Origin of the sequence: Actinokineospora xionganensis, from assembly GCF_014323725.1 — a bacterium.
GTDB lineage: Bacteria > Actinomycetota > Actinomycetes > Mycobacteriales > Pseudonocardiaceae > Actinokineospora > Actinokineospora xionganensis.
Genome location: NZ_JABVED010000008.1, coordinates 67092 through 82440, shown reverse-complemented (window position 1 = coordinate 82440; position 15349 = coordinate 67092). Strand labels below are relative to the sequence as shown.

At 70.3% G+C, this 15349-nt stretch carries 15 protein-coding genes; 6 read left to right on the top strand and 9 right to left on the bottom strand.

Features of this window, described 5'->3' with window-relative positions; all coding sequences use genetic code 11:
• The first annotated feature begins 19 nt into the window (after positions 1–19).
• Together GPZ80_RS15575 and GPZ80_RS15570 are read left to right on the top strand one after the other, a co-directional pair.
• Entirely contained in the window at positions 20–2326 is a 2307-nt protein-coding gene (locus GPZ80_RS15575) for a RelA/SpoT family protein (protein ID WP_187221085.1), read from the top strand.
• A gap of 52 nt (positions 2327–2378) precedes the next feature.
• On the top strand, positions 2379–3254 hold the full coding sequence (locus GPZ80_RS15570) for a hypothetical protein (RefSeq protein WP_187221084.1): 876 nt from the start codon (positions 2379–2381) through the stop codon (positions 3252–3254).
• Here the strand turns inward: GPZ80_RS15570 and GPZ80_RS15565 are convergent.
• The 4 genes from GPZ80_RS15565 to GPZ80_RS15550 are packed head-to-tail and all read right to left on the bottom strand — an operon-like array spanning position 3217 to position 6112.
• Positions 3217–3897: a helix-turn-helix domain-containing protein gene (locus GPZ80_RS15565; protein WP_187221083.1), complete on the bottom strand. Its 681-nt coding sequence runs from the start codon at positions 3895–3897 to the stop codon at positions 3217–3219. The two genes, GPZ80_RS15570 and GPZ80_RS15565, sit on opposite strands and share 38 nt — an antisense overlap.
• Positions 3898–3926: 29 nt before the next feature.
• On the bottom strand, positions 3927–4469 hold the full coding sequence (locus GPZ80_RS15560) for a hypothetical protein (protein WP_187221082.1): 543 nt from the start codon (positions 4467–4469) through the stop codon (positions 3927–3929).
• 3 nt (positions 4470–4472) lie between these two features.
• Entirely contained in the window at positions 4473–5228 is a 756-nt protein-coding gene (locus GPZ80_RS15555; RefSeq protein ID WP_222719375.1) for a peptidylprolyl isomerase, read from the bottom strand.
• A gap of 2 nt (positions 5229–5230) precedes the next feature.
• Positions 5231–6112: a peptidylprolyl isomerase gene (locus tag GPZ80_RS15550; protein WP_187221081.1), complete on the bottom strand. Its 882-nt coding sequence runs from the start codon at positions 6110–6112 to the stop codon at positions 5231–5233.
• Between the two features lie 129 nt (positions 6113–6241).
• On the opposite strand from GPZ80_RS15550, the gene GPZ80_RS15545 reads away from it, so the two are divergent.
• Positions 6242–6952, top strand: coding sequence for an MBL fold metallo-hydrolase (locus tag GPZ80_RS15545; RefSeq protein ID WP_187221080.1), 711 nt, complete (start codon positions 6242–6244; stop codon positions 6950–6952).
• A 2-nt stretch (positions 6953–6954) separates the two neighbouring features.
• The gene (locus tag GPZ80_RS15540) at positions 6955–7596 is read left to right on the top strand and encodes a hypothetical protein (RefSeq protein ID WP_187221079.1); all 642 of its coding nucleotides are present in this window, start codon (positions 6955–6957) and stop codon (positions 7594–7596) included.
• Between the two features lie 8 nt (positions 7597–7604).
• On the opposite strand, the gene GPZ80_RS15535 is transcribed toward GPZ80_RS15540, so the two are convergent.
• The 5 genes from GPZ80_RS15535 to GPZ80_RS15515 are packed head-to-tail and all read right to left on the bottom strand — an operon-like array spanning position 7605 to position 12401.
• Entirely contained in the window at positions 7605–8930 is a 1326-nt protein-coding gene (locus tag GPZ80_RS15535; protein ID WP_187221078.1) for a YibE/F family protein, read from the bottom strand.
• 36 nt (positions 8931–8966) lie between these two features.
• Positions 8967–9569, bottom strand: a complete 603-nt coding sequence (locus tag GPZ80_RS15530) for a TetR/AcrR family transcriptional regulator (protein ID WP_187221077.1) — start codon at positions 9567–9569, stop codon at positions 8967–8969.
• Between the two features lies 1 nt (position 9570).
• The gene (locus tag GPZ80_RS15525) at positions 9571–10785 is read right to left on the bottom strand and encodes an NAD(P)/FAD-dependent oxidoreductase (protein ID WP_187221076.1); all 1215 of its coding nucleotides are present in this window, start codon (positions 10783–10785) and stop codon (positions 9571–9573) included.
• A gap of 3 nt (positions 10786–10788) precedes the next feature.
• Entirely contained in the window at positions 10789–10980 is a 192-nt protein-coding gene (locus GPZ80_RS15520; protein ID WP_187221075.1) for a ferredoxin, read from the bottom strand.
• On the bottom strand, positions 10980–12401 hold the full coding sequence (locus GPZ80_RS15515) for a fatty acid desaturase (RefSeq protein ID WP_187221074.1): 1422 nt from the start codon (positions 12399–12401) through the stop codon (positions 10980–10982). Before GPZ80_RS15515 ends, GPZ80_RS15520 begins: the two co-directional genes overlap by 1 nt.
• A 112-nt stretch (positions 12402–12513) precedes the next feature.
• Between GPZ80_RS15515 and GPZ80_RS15510 the strand changes: the two genes are divergently transcribed.
• Together GPZ80_RS15510 and GPZ80_RS15505 are read left to right on the top strand one after the other, a co-directional pair.
• Positions 12514–14448, top strand: coding sequence for an intein-containing Rv2578c family radical SAM protein (locus GPZ80_RS15510; protein WP_187221073.1), 1935 nt, complete (start codon positions 12514–12516; stop codon positions 14446–14448).
• Positions 14449–14602: 154 nt separating this feature from the next.
• On the top strand, positions 14603–15247 hold the full coding sequence (locus GPZ80_RS15505; protein ID WP_187221072.1) for a COG1470 family protein: 645 nt from the start codon (positions 14603–14605) through the stop codon (positions 15245–15247).
• Positions 15248–15349 lie beyond the last annotated feature (102 nt).

Below are 15349 nucleotides of genomic sequence, written 5' to 3'. Positions count from 1 at the left end.
GAACTTGCCGGGAGCACGGTTGTCCCATGAGGTAGACAGCGCGGCCCCAGGGGCCCATGAGCCGCTGACGCCCGCAGGACGGGAGCCGTCCGCCACGCGCCGAGTCCGGGCGCGCCTGGCCCGCCGCATCACCGCACAGCGCGCCGCCCCGGTCAAGCAGGTCCTGGAGCCGCTGGCCGCCGTCCACCGCGAGCTGCACCCCAAGGCCGACCTGGCGCTGTTGCAGCACGCCTACGACGTCGCCGAGGAGGCGCACCGCAGTCAGCGGCGCAAGTCCGGCGACCCGTACATCACCCACCCGCTGGCTGTGGCGACGATCCTGGCCGAGCTGGGCATGGACACCACGACACTGGTCGCGGCGCTGCTGCACGACACGGTCGAGGACACCGACTACTCCATCGACAGCCTGCGCGCCGACTTCGGCGACGAGGTCGCGCACCTGGTCGACGGAGTCACCAAGCTCGACAAGGTGCAGCTGGGCTCCGCCGCCGAGGCCGAGACCATCCGCAAGATGGTCATCGCCATGGCGCGGGACCCGCGCGTGCTGGTCATCAAGCTGGCCGACCGGCTGCACAACATGCGCACCATGCGGTTCCTGCCGCCGGAGAAGCAGGCCAAGAAGGCCCGCGAGACCCTCGAGGTGCTGGCCCCGCTGGCCCACCGCCTGGGCATGGCCACGGTCAAGTGGGAGCTGGAGGACCTGGCGTTCGCCATCCTGCAGCCCAAGAAGTACGACGAGATCGTTCGGCTCGTGGCGAACCGGGCGCCCTCGCGCGACACGTACCTGCGCACCGTGGTGGAGCAGCTCGGCGCCGACCTGCAGGGCTCGCGGATCACCGCGAAGGTCGAGGGCAGGCCCAAGCACTACTACTCGATCCACCAGAAGATGATCGTCCGCGGCCGCGACTTCGACGACATCCACGACCTGGTCGGCGTGCGCATCCTGGTCGACGACGTGCGCGACTGCTACGCCGCGATGGGCGTGGTCCACGCGCTGTGGCAGCCGATGCCGGGCCGGTTCAAGGACTACATCGCCCAGCCGCGCTTCGGCGTCTACCAGTCGCTGCACACGACGGTGATCGGCCCCGACGGCAAGCCGCTGGAAGTGCAGATCCGCACGCACGAGATGCACCGCACCGCCGAGTACGGCATCGCCGCGCACTGGCGCTACAAGGAGACCCGGGGCACCCACAGCGGCGCCGACGTCGACGAGATGGCCTGGATGCGCCAGCTGCTCGACTGGCAGCGGGAGGCGGCCGACCCGGGGGAGTTCCTGGAGTCGCTGCGCTACGACCTGGCCGCCCGCGAGATCTTCGTCTTCACCCCGAAGGGCGACGTCGTCACGCTGCCAGCCGGGTCCACGCCCGTCGACTTCGCCTACGCCGTGCACACCGAGGTCGGACACCGGTGCATCGGCGCGCGGGTCAACGGCAGGCTCGTCGCGCTCGAGCGGAAGCTGGAGAACGGCGAGGTCATCGAGATCTTCACCTCGAAGGCCGAGGGTGCGGGCCCGTCGCGTGACTGGCTGGCTTTCGCCGGGTCGCCGCGTGCGCGGGCGAAGATCAAGCAGTGGTTCGCCAAGGAGCGCAAGGAAGAGGCGATCGAGGCGGGCAAGGACGCGATCACCAAGGAGGTGCGCCGGGTCGGCCTGCCCATGCAGCGGCTCGTGTCGGCCGAATCGGTGAACGCCCTGGCTCGTGAGCTGCGCTATCCCGAGGTCAGCGCCCTGTACGCGGCGGTGGGGGAGGGCCACACCTCGGCCCGCCACGTCGTGCAGCGGCTCGTGGCGCTGCTCGGCGGGGTCGAGCACGCCGAGGAGGAGCTGGCCGAGCGCGCGACGCCGTCCACGATCACCCGGCGCCGCAGCTCGGGCGACGCGGGCGTGCTGGTCAAGGACGCCAGCGACGTGTGGGTCAAGCTGGCCCGCTGCTGCACCCCGGTGCCCGGCGACGACATCCTCGGCTTCGTGACCCGCGGCGGCGGCGTCAGCGTCCACCGCACGGACTGCACCAACGCCGACGACCTGCTGGGCTCCCCGGAGCGGCTGCTGGAGGTCGAGTGGGCGCCGTCGGAGTCGTCGGTGTTCCTTGTCGCCATCCAGGTGGAGGCGCTCGACCGGCACCGGCTGCTGTCCGACGTGACGAAGGTGCTGGCCGACGAGAAGGTCAACATCCTCTCCGCCTCGGTGACGACATCGCGTGACCGGGTGGCGGTGTCGCGCTTCTCGTTCGAGATGGGCGACCCGAAGCACCTCGGGCACGTGCTCAAGGCGGTCCGCAGCATCGAGGGCGTCTACGACGTCTACCGGGTGACCTCAGCGTCGTAGCGGTGTCCGCTTCGTACAAGACCGGACGCGCGCGCGGAGTTACGTTGGTTCGGTGACTTCCTTCGACCGAGCCGAAAAGTTCATCCTCCTCAACGCCCGGCTGCTCGACCGCAGGCGGTTCGAGTTCCTCTTCGGCTCCGGCGACGCACAGGCCGTCGTCGCGGCACTGGAGGCGTACCGAAACCCAGACGGTGGCTACGGCAACGCGCTGGAGCCCGACGGCCGTGGCCCTGGCAGCCAGCCGGTGACCGTCCTGTCGGCGTTGAACATCCTGCATGAGGTCGGCGCCTGGCCTGACGGCGTCGCGGACTACCTGGAGTCCATCAGCGCCCCGGACGGGGGCGTCCCGTTCGTCCACCCCAATGCCCGCGACTACCCGAGGGCGCCGTGGTGGGAGGTCCCGGAGACCTACGCTGGTTCGCTGCTTCCCACGGCCAACCTCGTCGGAGCCCTCTGGCGCGCCGGTGTCGAGCACCCATGGGTAGATCGTGCTGCGGAGTTCTGCTGGCCCCGCATCGAGGGTCTGACGGCGACGCACCCGTATGAGGCCCTGGCCTGCGTGGAGTTCCTCGACCACGCCCCGGATCGGGCCCGGGCCGAGAAGGCGGCCGAGCACATCGGGACGATGGTCCGCGACAACGGGCTCGTGCGACTCGGCGGCACCGGGATCGTCCCGCCCGGCTTCGCCGAGGGGGAACTGCACGAACCGCACGACTACGCGTCCACGCCGGACAGTCTCGCGGCCCGCTGGTTCACCTCCGCCGAGCTTGAGGTGAGCCTCGACGCCCTGGAGATGGCCCAGCACGAGGACGGCGGGTGGCGGCCGAAGTGGGCGATCTGGACGCCGGTGACGGAGTTCGAGTGGGCCGGGGTGCTGACGGTCAACGCGCTCAGGACGTTGGAGACCTACGGCCGGTCAACGCGGTGAGCGTGGTCCCGGCCAGCACCTTCACCTCACGCGCCAGGTGCGCCTGGTCGGTGTAGCCCTCGCGGTAGGCGACCTCGGCGAACGGCATTCCCGTTCTGGCCCGCCGCACCGCCCGGTCGAAGCGCAGAACACGGTGCAGGACCTTGGGCCCGTAGCCGAAAGCGGCGAGACTGCGCCGCCGGAGCTGACGTTCCCCAAGCCCCACGGTGTCCGCGATGGCCCGCACGGATCCCGTGTGCCCGGCCAGTTCCCGAACCTGGTCGATCACCGGGTCGACCTGGGCGGGGAACGCGTCGAGCAAGACCTGACGCGGATCCTCGGCCTCCGCCAGCCGCTGGGCCAACTCCCGGCCATCCGGGCGAAAGGCGTCAAGGTCGATCCGCCCGTCCCGTAACTCGTCGGCGGGCACGCCCAAGGCGATGGCTCCGGGCTCGAACCGCAGCCCGACCATGGTCCCTGGTTCCGCGGCACCCACCTGCCCCTCAGTGTCCGGTCCCGCCACGAACAGCCTGCCGGTCACCTGATGCCAGATGACGTCGGCACACCCGTCCGGCACGACCCGCTGGGTTCCTGCCTCCGCAACGGTCCGCGACCACACACAGGCGATGCCTGGACGGTCGACGGGCCACTCACGGTAGGTCATCCACCGAGTGTGCCGGCGGGGTATGACAGTCAGCTCGCCCAGAATTCCGGATAGTACGTCGGGCAGACGCAGTGTCGGTCTTTCCCCGGCGGGTCGATCACGTGGTGGGCGATCGGGTCGATCATCGGCTCCACCCGCCGCGCCACCTCGACAGCCGCATCGCTGACCGACCAGATGTCTTTCTCATCCGAGATCGACACGGTGAGCCGGTCGGTGCCGACCCAGGCGAACGCCTTTTCGCCGGCCAGCCGCACGTGGCTGGGCTGGGCGACGTCGGGGAACCGGCCGATCGCGTCCCGGAACCGGGCGTACTCGTCCCCGGTGTAGGACTGGCCCGTGACCGGTCGCGGCTCGTCCGCCGGGAGGATGGTCAGCGGGATGCCAAGCGCGGCGAGGACCGTTTCCAGGTCGTCCCGGGAGTCGACAGCGAGGGCGACCCTGAGCTGGTCTCCGTCGCCCGCATGGCCGCCGACCGCCCGGCAGAACCGGAAATAGCGCAGGCTGAGCGCCCACGCGGCGAGTTGTTCGGCGGAGTGCTGTTCGTAGAGATACTGCTCCCAGCGGTCGGTCACCGGCTAGTCCGCGACCGTGGCCTTCTGGATCTTGACCGGCACGGTCGGCGCGCCGTCCTGTTCGCCCATCTGCGGGGTGATGCCGCCCGCCGCGATCTTGTCCAGGGTGGCCAGACCCGCCTCGTCGATGGTGCCCAGCACCGCGTATGTGGGCGGCAGCATCGAATCGCGGTAGACGAGGAAGAACTGGCTGCCGCCGCTGTTCGGCCTACCGGTGTTGGCCATCGCGACCGTCCCGCGTGGGTAGACCACCGTCTCGCCCGCGCCGGAAGGCTTCAGGTTGCCCGGGTTCTCGTCCTGCACCGTGTATCCCGGGCCGCCGGTGCCCTGGCCGGTCGGGTCCCCGCACTGCAGGACCGACAGGCTGTCGGCGGCGGTGAGGCGGTGGCAGGGGGAGTCGTCGAAGTACTTCTCGCTCGCCAGGTGCACGAAGCTGCGTGCGGTGCACGGCGCGGTATCGGTGGCCAGTTCGATCGTCACCGGGCCCAGGTTGGTCGTCAGGGTCACAGTGGCGGGCTTGTCCTTCGCCCGCTCGGCCGGTTTGCCGACGTCCTTGCCCTCGGGGGCGGGCTGGCCGGTGCTGGTCTTGTACCGGCAGGGCGTCCCGTCGGCGGCGGAGGTCGTGGGCGCGGCGGCGGACGACTTCTCCGACGTGGTTGGGGCGGACTCCGCCCCGACCGGGCTGCCCGACACCGTCGACCCGCAGGCGGTCAGGGTCAGGCAGGCGAGGAGCAGCCCGGTCGTGGCGGTGCGCTTCATGCTCAGGCCACCGTCACGGTGCTGATGGTGACCGGGTTCTTCGGCGAGCCGTCGCCCGGCGAGCCCTTGCGGGTGGTGCCCGCCTTGGCGATCTCGTCGATCTTCTTGAGGCTCTCGGCGTCGATCGTGCCGAAGGCGCTGTAGTTCGGGGGCAGTTCGGCGGTGCCGTAGACGATGAAGAACTGGCTGCCGTTGGTGCCCTTGTTCGTCTGCGGGTTCTTGCCGGCGTTGGCCATGGCGAGGATGCCGCGGCCGTACTTCAGCTCGGGGAAGACCTCGTCGTCGAAGCTGTAGCCGGGACCGCCGCTGCCGCTGGCCGAGGGGTCGCCGCACTGCAGGACCTGCAGGCCGTCGCTGGTGGTGAGGCGGTGGCAGCGGGTGTCGTTGAAGTAGCCCTGCTTGGCCAGGCTCACGAAGCTGTTCACCGCGCACGGCGCGAGCGCGCGGTCCAGGGTCAGCTTGACGTCGCCGCCCGCGATGTTCGCGGTGGCCACGACGGTGCCCTCGGCGGAGATGTCGGCCGTGGGCGGCGCCTGCGCGGGCTTGGCGGCGGGCTTGCCCGCCTCGGCCGGGTACTCGCAGGTGACCTTCGCGGGCAGCGGCTGTGGCCGCTTGGGCGCGGGCGCGAGTTCGGTCGGGATGTTCGCAGGCGTGTCCACCGGCGCGTCGGCCTCGGCGCTCGGCGAGGTGGAGGCGTCCGCCGGGGTCACGGGGTCGTCACTGCGGTTGGCAAGCCAGTAGACAACTCCCACGACGGCCACGACGGCCACCACGGTGCCCACCACACCGAAGATCCGGCGCTTGCGCGCGCGCTCGGCCCTGTTCGCCAGCTGACGTTCCAGCTTGCGCTTGGCCGCCTCTCTGCGCTGCTCGTTAGTCGGCACCTGGCACCCTCCCTGACCTACACGTTCCTGGCAGGCGCGCAGTCTATGGGGACCCCCGGTAAGAACCGTGTGGTGGTACTGCCAGATAGTCTGAGAACCTGCCAAGAATCCGCCGACCGGAGGTCCACTGTGCTTGTCGTCGGCTTTCCGACTGGGGCCTTCCAGGCCAACTGCTTCCTCATCGCGCCCGAGGAGGGTGGCCAGTGTGTGATCATCGACCCTGGTCAGGACGCTGAGGAGCCCATCGCCGAGGCGCTGCGCAAGCACCGGCTCTCGCCCGTCGCGGTGCTCTTGACGCACGGGCACCTCGACCACACCTATTCGGTGACCCCGGTCTGCGACGGCAACGACGTGCCCGCGTGGATCCACCCGGACGACCGCTACATGCTCAGCGACCCGCTGCGCGGCCTGAGCCGCGAGTCGGCGTCCTTCTTCGGCGGCCTCGAGATGCGCGAGCCGCGTGAGGTCAAGGAGATGACCGACGGGGTCGAACTCGATCTCGCGGGCCTGAAGCTGACCGTCGACCACACCCCCGGCCACACCGAGGGCTCGGTGGCGTTCCGCTCGGCCACCGAGGAGGGCGGCCTGCTGCTGTTCTCCGGCGACACCCTCTTCGCGGGATCGATCGGCCGCACCGACCTGCCCGGCGGGTCGATGGACCGGATGACGGCGTCGCTGCGCTCGAAGATCCTGCCGCTCGACGACGAGACCGTGGTGCTCCCGGGACACGGCCCGACCACGACGATCGGCCGCGAGCGGGTCAGCAACCCGTTCCTCACCGGGATGGTCGACCTGACCGACCCCGCGTCGGCGCACCGCGGCCGCGGGCGAGGCATCTGACCATGACCGACCCCCAGCCTCCGGCCGAGCCGGAGCGGATCCCACTGACCCTGGCCGACCCATCCCGCCGCCGGGGCTGCGTGACCGTCGCGGTCGCCCTGCTCTTCGGCGCGGCCGTCGGCGGTGTCGTCGGGCTGATCTTCGGGCAGACCCCTGGCTTGGTCACCGCGGCCGTGGTCGCCGGAACACTCGCCCTGCTGACCTGGATGACCGCCCGTCGCCGGATCTGGCTGCAGGGCACCCGCGTGGTGGCGGAGACGATCGGCAGCAAGATCGTCGACCTCCGCGTCGTCGAACGCCTCGACTTGCTGGTGACGGATGTGCGCGGTGTGCGCACGGTCGGGCTTCTGGTCGGGGCCAAGGGAAAGTCCATCAACATCGCGCTCGCGGCCTACTCGGGCACGGGTGGGCGGGAACTCGGCATCCTCGCCCTGCGGCGGTTGGCGGACGCGCTCGCCGGGAGCGAGAACACCAGCGGATTGGTTTTCTCACAATTGCTTGTGGCCCAGCTGCGAGCGGAGGCACGGGGCGAAGCCGCACCGGAGCGGCCGCTGTTCCAGCTCGCTTCGGTTGCGCCGCAGGGGAAGTTGGCTCAGCGGTTGCGCACTGAAGCGATCACCAAGTTCGTGGCGAATCTGCCGTAGCGGCAGACTCACTCCTCCCGAACCGCCACCAACGCGGCCAGCGCTGTGGTGACCGGAACCGCCGCCACCAGACCGATGCTGCCCACCAGCGTCCGCACGATCTCCTGCGCGATCGACTGCGACCCCAGCAGCGCGCCCAGGCCCACGTCCGACAGGGACGAGTACAGCAACACCGGCAGGGCCGCGCCCGCGTAGGCCATCACCAGGGTGTTGACCGCCGACGACACGTGGTCGCGGCCGATCCGCAGGCCCGCCGCGTACAACTCGCGCCAGGTCAGGGTCGGGTTGGCGGCCCGCAGTTCCCACACGGCGCTGGTCTGGGTGACGGTCACGTCGTCGAGCACACCGAGCGCGCCGATCACGATGCCTGCCAGCAGCAGCCCGCGCGTGTCTATGCCGGTGCCGAGCGCCCCCACGAGGTTCGCTGTTTCCTCGTCCAAGCCAGTCAGCCGCGACACCGCCGCGAAGACCGCGCTCAGCACGCCGATGAGCGCCAGGCTGACCATCGTCCCCAGGACCGCGGTGGTGGTCCGCGCGGAGAAGCCGTGGGTCAGGTAGAGAACCGCGAACATGATCACGCCCGCGCCCGCGATCGCCACCAGCAGCGGGTTCTCCCCACCGAGGATGGCGGGGAGCACGAACAGCAGCAGGACCGCGAACGTCAGCCCCAAGCCCGCCAGTGCCTTGAGTCCCTGCCACCGTCCGAGGAGCAACACCGCGGCGGCGAACAGGAGGGCGAGCACGGCGAGCGGCATCCCGCGCTGGAAGTCGACGAGTTGGTAGGACCCGCCGCTGAGCGGGTCCCCGCCGCCGTAGCTGAGCACGACGTCGTCGCCCACCGCGAAACGCGGGGTGCTCGGTTCCACCGGGACGGCGGTGCGGATCTCACTGCCCTTGGCCTGCCCGTCGGTCATCTCGACCGTGACCGTCAGACATTGGTCGGGGCTCGGCTCGGCCCCCGGTTGACCGCCGAACTGGCACGATCCGGCCTCCGCCGCGGTGACCGTGCCGAGCACCGGCTCCTGGCCGGAGCCGACGCCCTCAGGCCCGTCGCCGGTGGGGAACAGCAGCACCATCCCGATGACCGCGGCCAAGGCGAACGGCGACACCAGGAACGTGAGGAGCCGCCGCACTGGCGCCGAAGCCGGAGCAGCGGGCCCGTGTCCGTGCCCGTGGCCGGTCACCGCGACGTCGTCATCGGGATCGCGACGACGGCGTCGGCCCGTGCCATCCGGTTCGGGGGCACGGCCCGCGGTGTGCCGCCCCCTGGAGGCGCGCTCAGGCTCGTCGTCCGCGCGCACGCGCGGGATCGGCCGCGTCTCCCAGTCATCCACCGCCCAATCCTCTCAGGACTGTTCGGCCCGCGCGGATCAGGGGAACAGCACGCGCCGGGCGATCCAGGCGATGTCGGCGGCGGTCTCCTCCGGGCTGCCCGACGGCTGCATCACATGGCTGAGCACCACCCGCACGACCGTGTCGATCGCCGCGTCGAACTCCCACGCGGTGAAGGAGAGCCGGAACGGACGCATCCGGTCGGCCACGACGGCCTTCGCGGTGCTCAACAGCGACTCCGCGTGGGTCGTGATCAGCGGCAGCAGTTCGGTATCGGCGCCGTGGGTCGCGGAGACGATGGCGTGCAGCAGGGTGTTGCCCTCGGCCAGTTCCAGGACGCCGCGCACCGCCGCGGTGATCGCGGCGATCAGGTCGTCGGGGTGCTCGTCGAAGGCCTTGTCGACGACCGAGAGGAATCGCCCCAACTCGTCGTGCACCATGGCCTTGGCCAGGGCGGGCTTGGTCCCGATCTCGTTGTACACCGTCTGGCGGCTCACCCCGACCTCGTCGGCGAGCCGCGACATCGTCACCGACGCCCAGCCCGAACGGGTGGTGAGGGCGGCCGCGGCCGCGATGATGCGCTCTCGCTGCGGGCCACCGGCCGCGACGTCGGTCGAATCGGCCATCGTCACGACGTTCATGTTATGCGGCACCTTCCCGCGCGCTGACACCGGCGAAAGCGAGCGCCTCCGACCAGTCGCCGCGCTCGGCTATGCGCTTGCGGAACTTCATGACTTCGCGCGGGCGGTCAACTGTCAGCGCACCCACGATCCGATCTCCCCGGCGATAGAGAGCCGTGAACGTATCGGTGTCCACCACCTGGACCTCGTCGCAGTCCGGGGTGCCGACGAACTGGATGCGGTGGCCGTACCAGTCCGACCAGAAGTAGGGGACCGGCGCGAGCCCGCGGGCCGACGCCGGGTCGAGGGCGTGCCGGGCAGCGGCCGCGCCCTGTTCGGCGGCGCTGGTCCAGTGTTCGAGCCGCATGAGGTCGCCGTCGAAGAGTGGGTTGGGGACGTGCGCGACATCGCCCGCCGCGTACACGCCCGGCACACCGGTCCACAGCGTCTCGTCGCAGAGCACCCCGCCGTCGCGCTCGTGCAGGGGCACACCGCTCCCGCGCAGCCACCCGGTCGCGGGCGCCACCCCGGTTCCGACCACGACCAGGTCCGCCGCCAGCACCGTCCCGTCGTCCAGCCGGACCCCGGTCACCCGGCCGTCGGACGACTCGATCGCCGCGACGCCGACACCCAACCGCAGGTCCGTCCCGTTCGCACGATGCAAGTCCGCGCACACCGTGCCCGCGTCCACGCCGATCGAGCGGCTCAGGGGCAGCGACGCGGCCTCCACGACGGTCACCTCGTGCCCGCGAGCCCGAGCCGCCGAGGCCACTTCCGAGCCGATGAAGCCCGCGCCGACCACCACTGTCCGCGCACCCCCGTCGAGTGCCGACCGGATCGCCACGGCGTCGTCGCTGGTGCGCAACTGGTGCACCCCCGCGATGCCGGACGTGCCCGGGAACGGCCGCGGGGACGCGCCGGTCGCGATGATCAGCGCGTCGTACGGGACAGCCTGGTCTCCTACCGACACCTCGCACGCCACCGTGTCGAGCGTTTGCGCGGGCGTGCCCAGCAGCAGCCGCACGCCCAGTTCGTCGCGCAGCTCGGCCTCGCCGCGAAATGGCCGGACCTGCGCGGGCCCGCCGGCGCAAAGGAACGCCTTGGACAGCGGCGGTCGGTCATAGGGCAGGTGTGGTTCGGCGCCGATCAGCGTGATCGGCCCGGTGTGCCCGGCCCGGCGCGCCGACTCCACGGCGCGCAGGCCCGCGAGCGAGGCGCCGACCACGACGAGGTCCACGGGTCAGCCGTCCAGGCTCAGCGCGAGGACCGGGCAGGCGTCCACCGCGGCGAGTACCGCCGCACGGTGCTCCTCGCCCGGAGTCTCATCCAGGATCGTCACGGTCCCGTCGTCGCCGACCTCGAAGAAATCCGGCGCCATCGCCTCGCACATGCCCAGGCCCTCGCAGCGGGCTCGATCGGCCACGATCCGCATCAGACACCGACCTTCGTCACCGGCAGGAAATCGATCTTCTCGCGGACACCGCAGTCCGGGCAGCACCAGTTGTCCGGTACCGCGCTCCACGGTGTGCCCGCGGGGAAGCCTTCGCGCGGGTCGCCGACAGCTTCGTCGTAGACGTAGCCGCAGCCCGGGCACTTGCCGACGTGGATCAGGTTCGCGGGTGTGCGGACCGCGGTGTCGGCGGGAACCTCCGCGCTCGGCGCCGTGGCGGCCGTGCCGTACTTCGCGAGGATCTTGTCGCGCTTGCGGGGGGAGATGTTGGCCTTGGTGAGGTCGCCGCCGAAGTGGGCGACCACTCGCGGGTCCATGACCCGGCGCCACACGGGCGGGATCATGGCGAGCACGATCATGCCCGCGTAGCCGGTCGGCAGCACCGGGGACTCCTCGAAGTCGCGCAGCGTCTGGTAGCGCCGAGTCGGGTTCGCGTGGTGGTCGCTGTGCCGCTGCAGATGATAGAGCAGCACGTTGGTGGCGATGTTGTTGGAGTTCCAGCTGTGGCTCGGGGCGACCCGCTCGTAGCGGCGGCGGTCCGGCGGGCCGACCTGCTGGCGCAGCATCCCGTAGTGCTCCAGGTAGTTCACGACCTCCAGCAGCGAGAAGCCGACCACGGCCTGGATGAGCAGGTAGGGGAGGATCCCGACCCCGAAGGCGACGATCATCGCGCCCCACAGCACCGCGGACATCAACCAGGCGTTGAGGACGTCGTTGCCCAGGCGGAACGGGTGCTGGTCGCGGCGGGCGTAGCGCTTCTTCTCCAGGTGCCAGGCGCTCTTGACCGAGCCGAACACCGTGCGCGGCCAGAACTGGTAGAGGTTCTCGCCCATCCGGCTGCTCGCCGGGTCCTCCGGCGTCGCGACCCGCACGTGGTGGCCGCGGTTGTGCTCGATGTAGAAGTGGCCGTAGAAGCTCTGCGCGAGGGCGATCTTGGACAGCCAGCGCTCGTGACTCTCCTTCTTGTGGCCCAGCTCGTGCGCGGTGTTGATGCCGATGCCGCCGATGCACCCGATGGAGATCGCCAGGCCGACCTTCTCGAACACCGACAGGGTGTCCCCGCTGATGAGGTAGAACGCGGTGATGAAACCCGCGTACTGGATCGGCAGGAACGCGTAGGTGATCCAGCGGTAGTACTTGTCCTTCTCCAGTGCCTCGATCACGTCGTCGGGCGGGTTCGAACGGTCGAGACCGGCGATGAGGTCGATCGCGGGGACGATCACCAGGATCACCACCGGCCCCAGCCACAGCCAGACGGCCCAGTCCGTGAGCTGGTGCATCGCGATCGCGACGAAGGCCAGCGACGGCACCACCAGGCCGATCAGCCAGAGGTAGCGCTTGCGGTCGGTCCACGTCTCGGTCGAGCTCTGCGAAACGGTCCCAGTGTCCTGTCCTGGCCTCATTGCCCTCGCCTCCCGGTGCTGATTGGACAAAACCATAGCTTTTGTAAAGACAGTTTGACAAGGGTTGCGCTTTTGTAAACCTTCGATCGGGTCGTTGACACCATGTTCGAACATGTGTTCGACTAACGCCGTGCGATGGGACGGGCAGCGAGTCGAGAGCGCGGACGAGCAGGCCCTGCCCGGCCTGCCCGGTCTGGTGCGCAGCGTGCGCACTCCCGAGTTCGCGGGCATGGTCTTCCACGAGGTGCTGGCCAAGTCCGTGCTCAACCGGGTTCCGGACGGCTCGCCGATGCCGTTCCAGTGGACGGTCAACCCGTATCGCGGGTGTTCGCACGCGTGCAGCTACTGCCTGCACGGCGACACCCCGATCCTGATGGCCGACGGCTCCACCAAGCCGATCTCGGCACTGCGGATCGGAGACCGTGTCTACGGCACGCGGCGTCGCGGCAGCTACCGGCACTACGTGCCCACCGAGGTGCGCGACCACTGGTCCACGGTCAAACCCGCCTACCGGGTCACCCTGGAGGACGGGACGTCCCTGATCGCCAGCGGCGACCACCGGTTCCTCACCGAACGCGGCTGGAAGCACGTCACCGGCACCGTCGCGGGCCCCGGCAGGCGCCCGCACCTGACGGTGGGCAACAAGCTCATGGGAACCGGCCGCTTCGCCGCGCCACCCAAGGACACCGCCGACTACCGCCGCGGCTACTTATGCGGAATCGCCCGCGGCGACGGCGGCGGGGGAGCGCCCGACGCCGAGATCCACGCCCGCGTCAGGGAATACCTGACCGGCGACCTGGCGCAGAGCCTGCCGGTCCCGTGGCCGCACACCCCGACCGACGAGTGGCGCAAAGGTGTCCTGGCGGGTGTGTTCGACAGCGACGGCACCTTCGCCAACCGGATCGTCCGGTTCCGCAACCTCGGCGCGAAGGCCGCCACCGCGGTCCTCGAAGCGTTGACGCGCTTCGGTTTCCAGCACGCGGTGGAAGAGCGCCGGGTCCCGGAGGGTCGCTGCTGCGTGCGCGTCGACGGCGGACTTGCCGAGCACCTGCGGCTGTTCCACACCATCGGACCCGCCGTGTCGGCCAAACGCACGATCGACGACGCCGCGATCAAATCCGCCGCCCGCCTGGGCGTGGTCGAGGTCCAGGCGCTGGGCATCGACCTGCCGCTGTTCGACATCACCACCGGCACCGGCGACTTCATCGCCGACGGCGTGGTCAGCCACAACTGCTTCGCCCGCAAGACCCACACCTACCTCGACCTCGACGCCGGCCACGACTTCGACAGCCAGATCGTGGTCAAGGTCAATGCCGCAGAGGTGCTCGCCAATCAACTCAGCGCCCCACGTTGGGCGCGCGAGCACGTCGCGATGGGTACCAACACTGATCCCTACCAACGCGCTGAGGGGCGCTATGGGCTGATGCCCGCGATCATCGGCGCGCTGGCGGATTCGGGCACTCCGTTCTCCATCCTCACCAAGGGCACGGTCCTGTTCCGAGACCTCCCGCTGCTGAGCGCGGTGAGCGCCGACGTCCCGGTCGGGATCGGTGTCTCCATCGCCTTGCTCGACCGCGAACTGCAGCGCGGGCTGGAACCCGGCACCGCGTCCCCGCGGGCCCGCCTCGAACTCGTCCGCCGGATCACCGACGCGGGCCTGCCCTGCGCGGTCTTCGTCGCGCCGGTTTTGCCCGGCCTCACCGACACCAGGGAACAACTCGACGCCCTCCTCGCGGAGATCGCCGCGGCGGGGGCAACCGGAGTGACGGTGCTTCCTTTGCATCTGCGCCCAGGTGCGAAGGAATGGTTCGCGAAGTGGCTGGCCCGTGATCATCCGGGGCTGGTCCCGTTATACCGGCGTATCTACGGCACCAGGAGCACCGCGGACCTCGCCTACCGCCGCGCGCTCGGCGTCCGAGTCGGCCCGCTGCTGCGTGCGCACGGCTTCGCTGGCCGAGACTCGGCCGAGCCCTCCTGGCCGCGCGGAAGCCTGCCCTCCTCGCCAACGGAGGCGCCCTTGGTGCGGGAACAGTTGACCCTGCTCTGAATGGCCGGCCGTGATTGGACAGGAAGTGTCGGAAGGTGGCGCGCGGCACGTGTTGATCAAACAATCCGTACCCATACCTGCCGAGGTACGGATTGTTTAGCGGGCCGCCCGCCCCGATCGTGGGTCTCCGCCCAGCCCAGGAGACTCCCAGCCAGTGTCGATCTTTCCCGCCCGTCTCACCAGGGGCGACTTCGCCGTGTCCGTCGACTCCCTGTCGGTGGAGGTGGATGCGCGCGACAGCGTCACGGTGATTGTCGGCACGACGTCGGGATCGCGGCCCCAGACGCTCACGATGGCCGCGGTCGGGCTGCCGGACGGGGTGACCGCGACCTTCTCGCCCCCGCTCCTGGCCGCGGGCGGTTCCAGCAGGCTCACCCTGGTGTGCGGAAGCTGGACGCCCGGTGGGATCCACCCGGTCACGATCACGGCGACGAACATCGACGGGGAGGCGGCCAGTTGCTTCTTCTCGCTGACCGTGGCGGCCCCGGAACGTGAGCCTGGCGGCGCGAGGGTGTGGCTGCACCCGGCAGGCGAGAGGGCGCAGGCGGGCTTCGCCACCGAGACCCGCGTGACGGTGACCGGCGGCGGAGCCGTGCGGTTGGCGGTGCGGGACGCCCCCGCGGGATCGCGCGTGACCTTCAGCCCCACGGTGGTCTACGAGGGCGGCCGCGCCGTGGTCTGGATCTTCACCGCCCCCGACACACCGCCAGGGCGCTACCCGATCACCATTTCGGCAACCAACGCCCGCGGTCAGTCAGGCACGGCCGTGTTCACCCTGGACGTAGCGACCTGGAGCTGACTCGGCGGGCCGAGGCACATTCCCCGGCCCGCTCTCCGTGCCCTCACCGCGACCTGCCGCCACCTAGGGGGACCGTGACGGCAATTGACCACGGTGACCGCC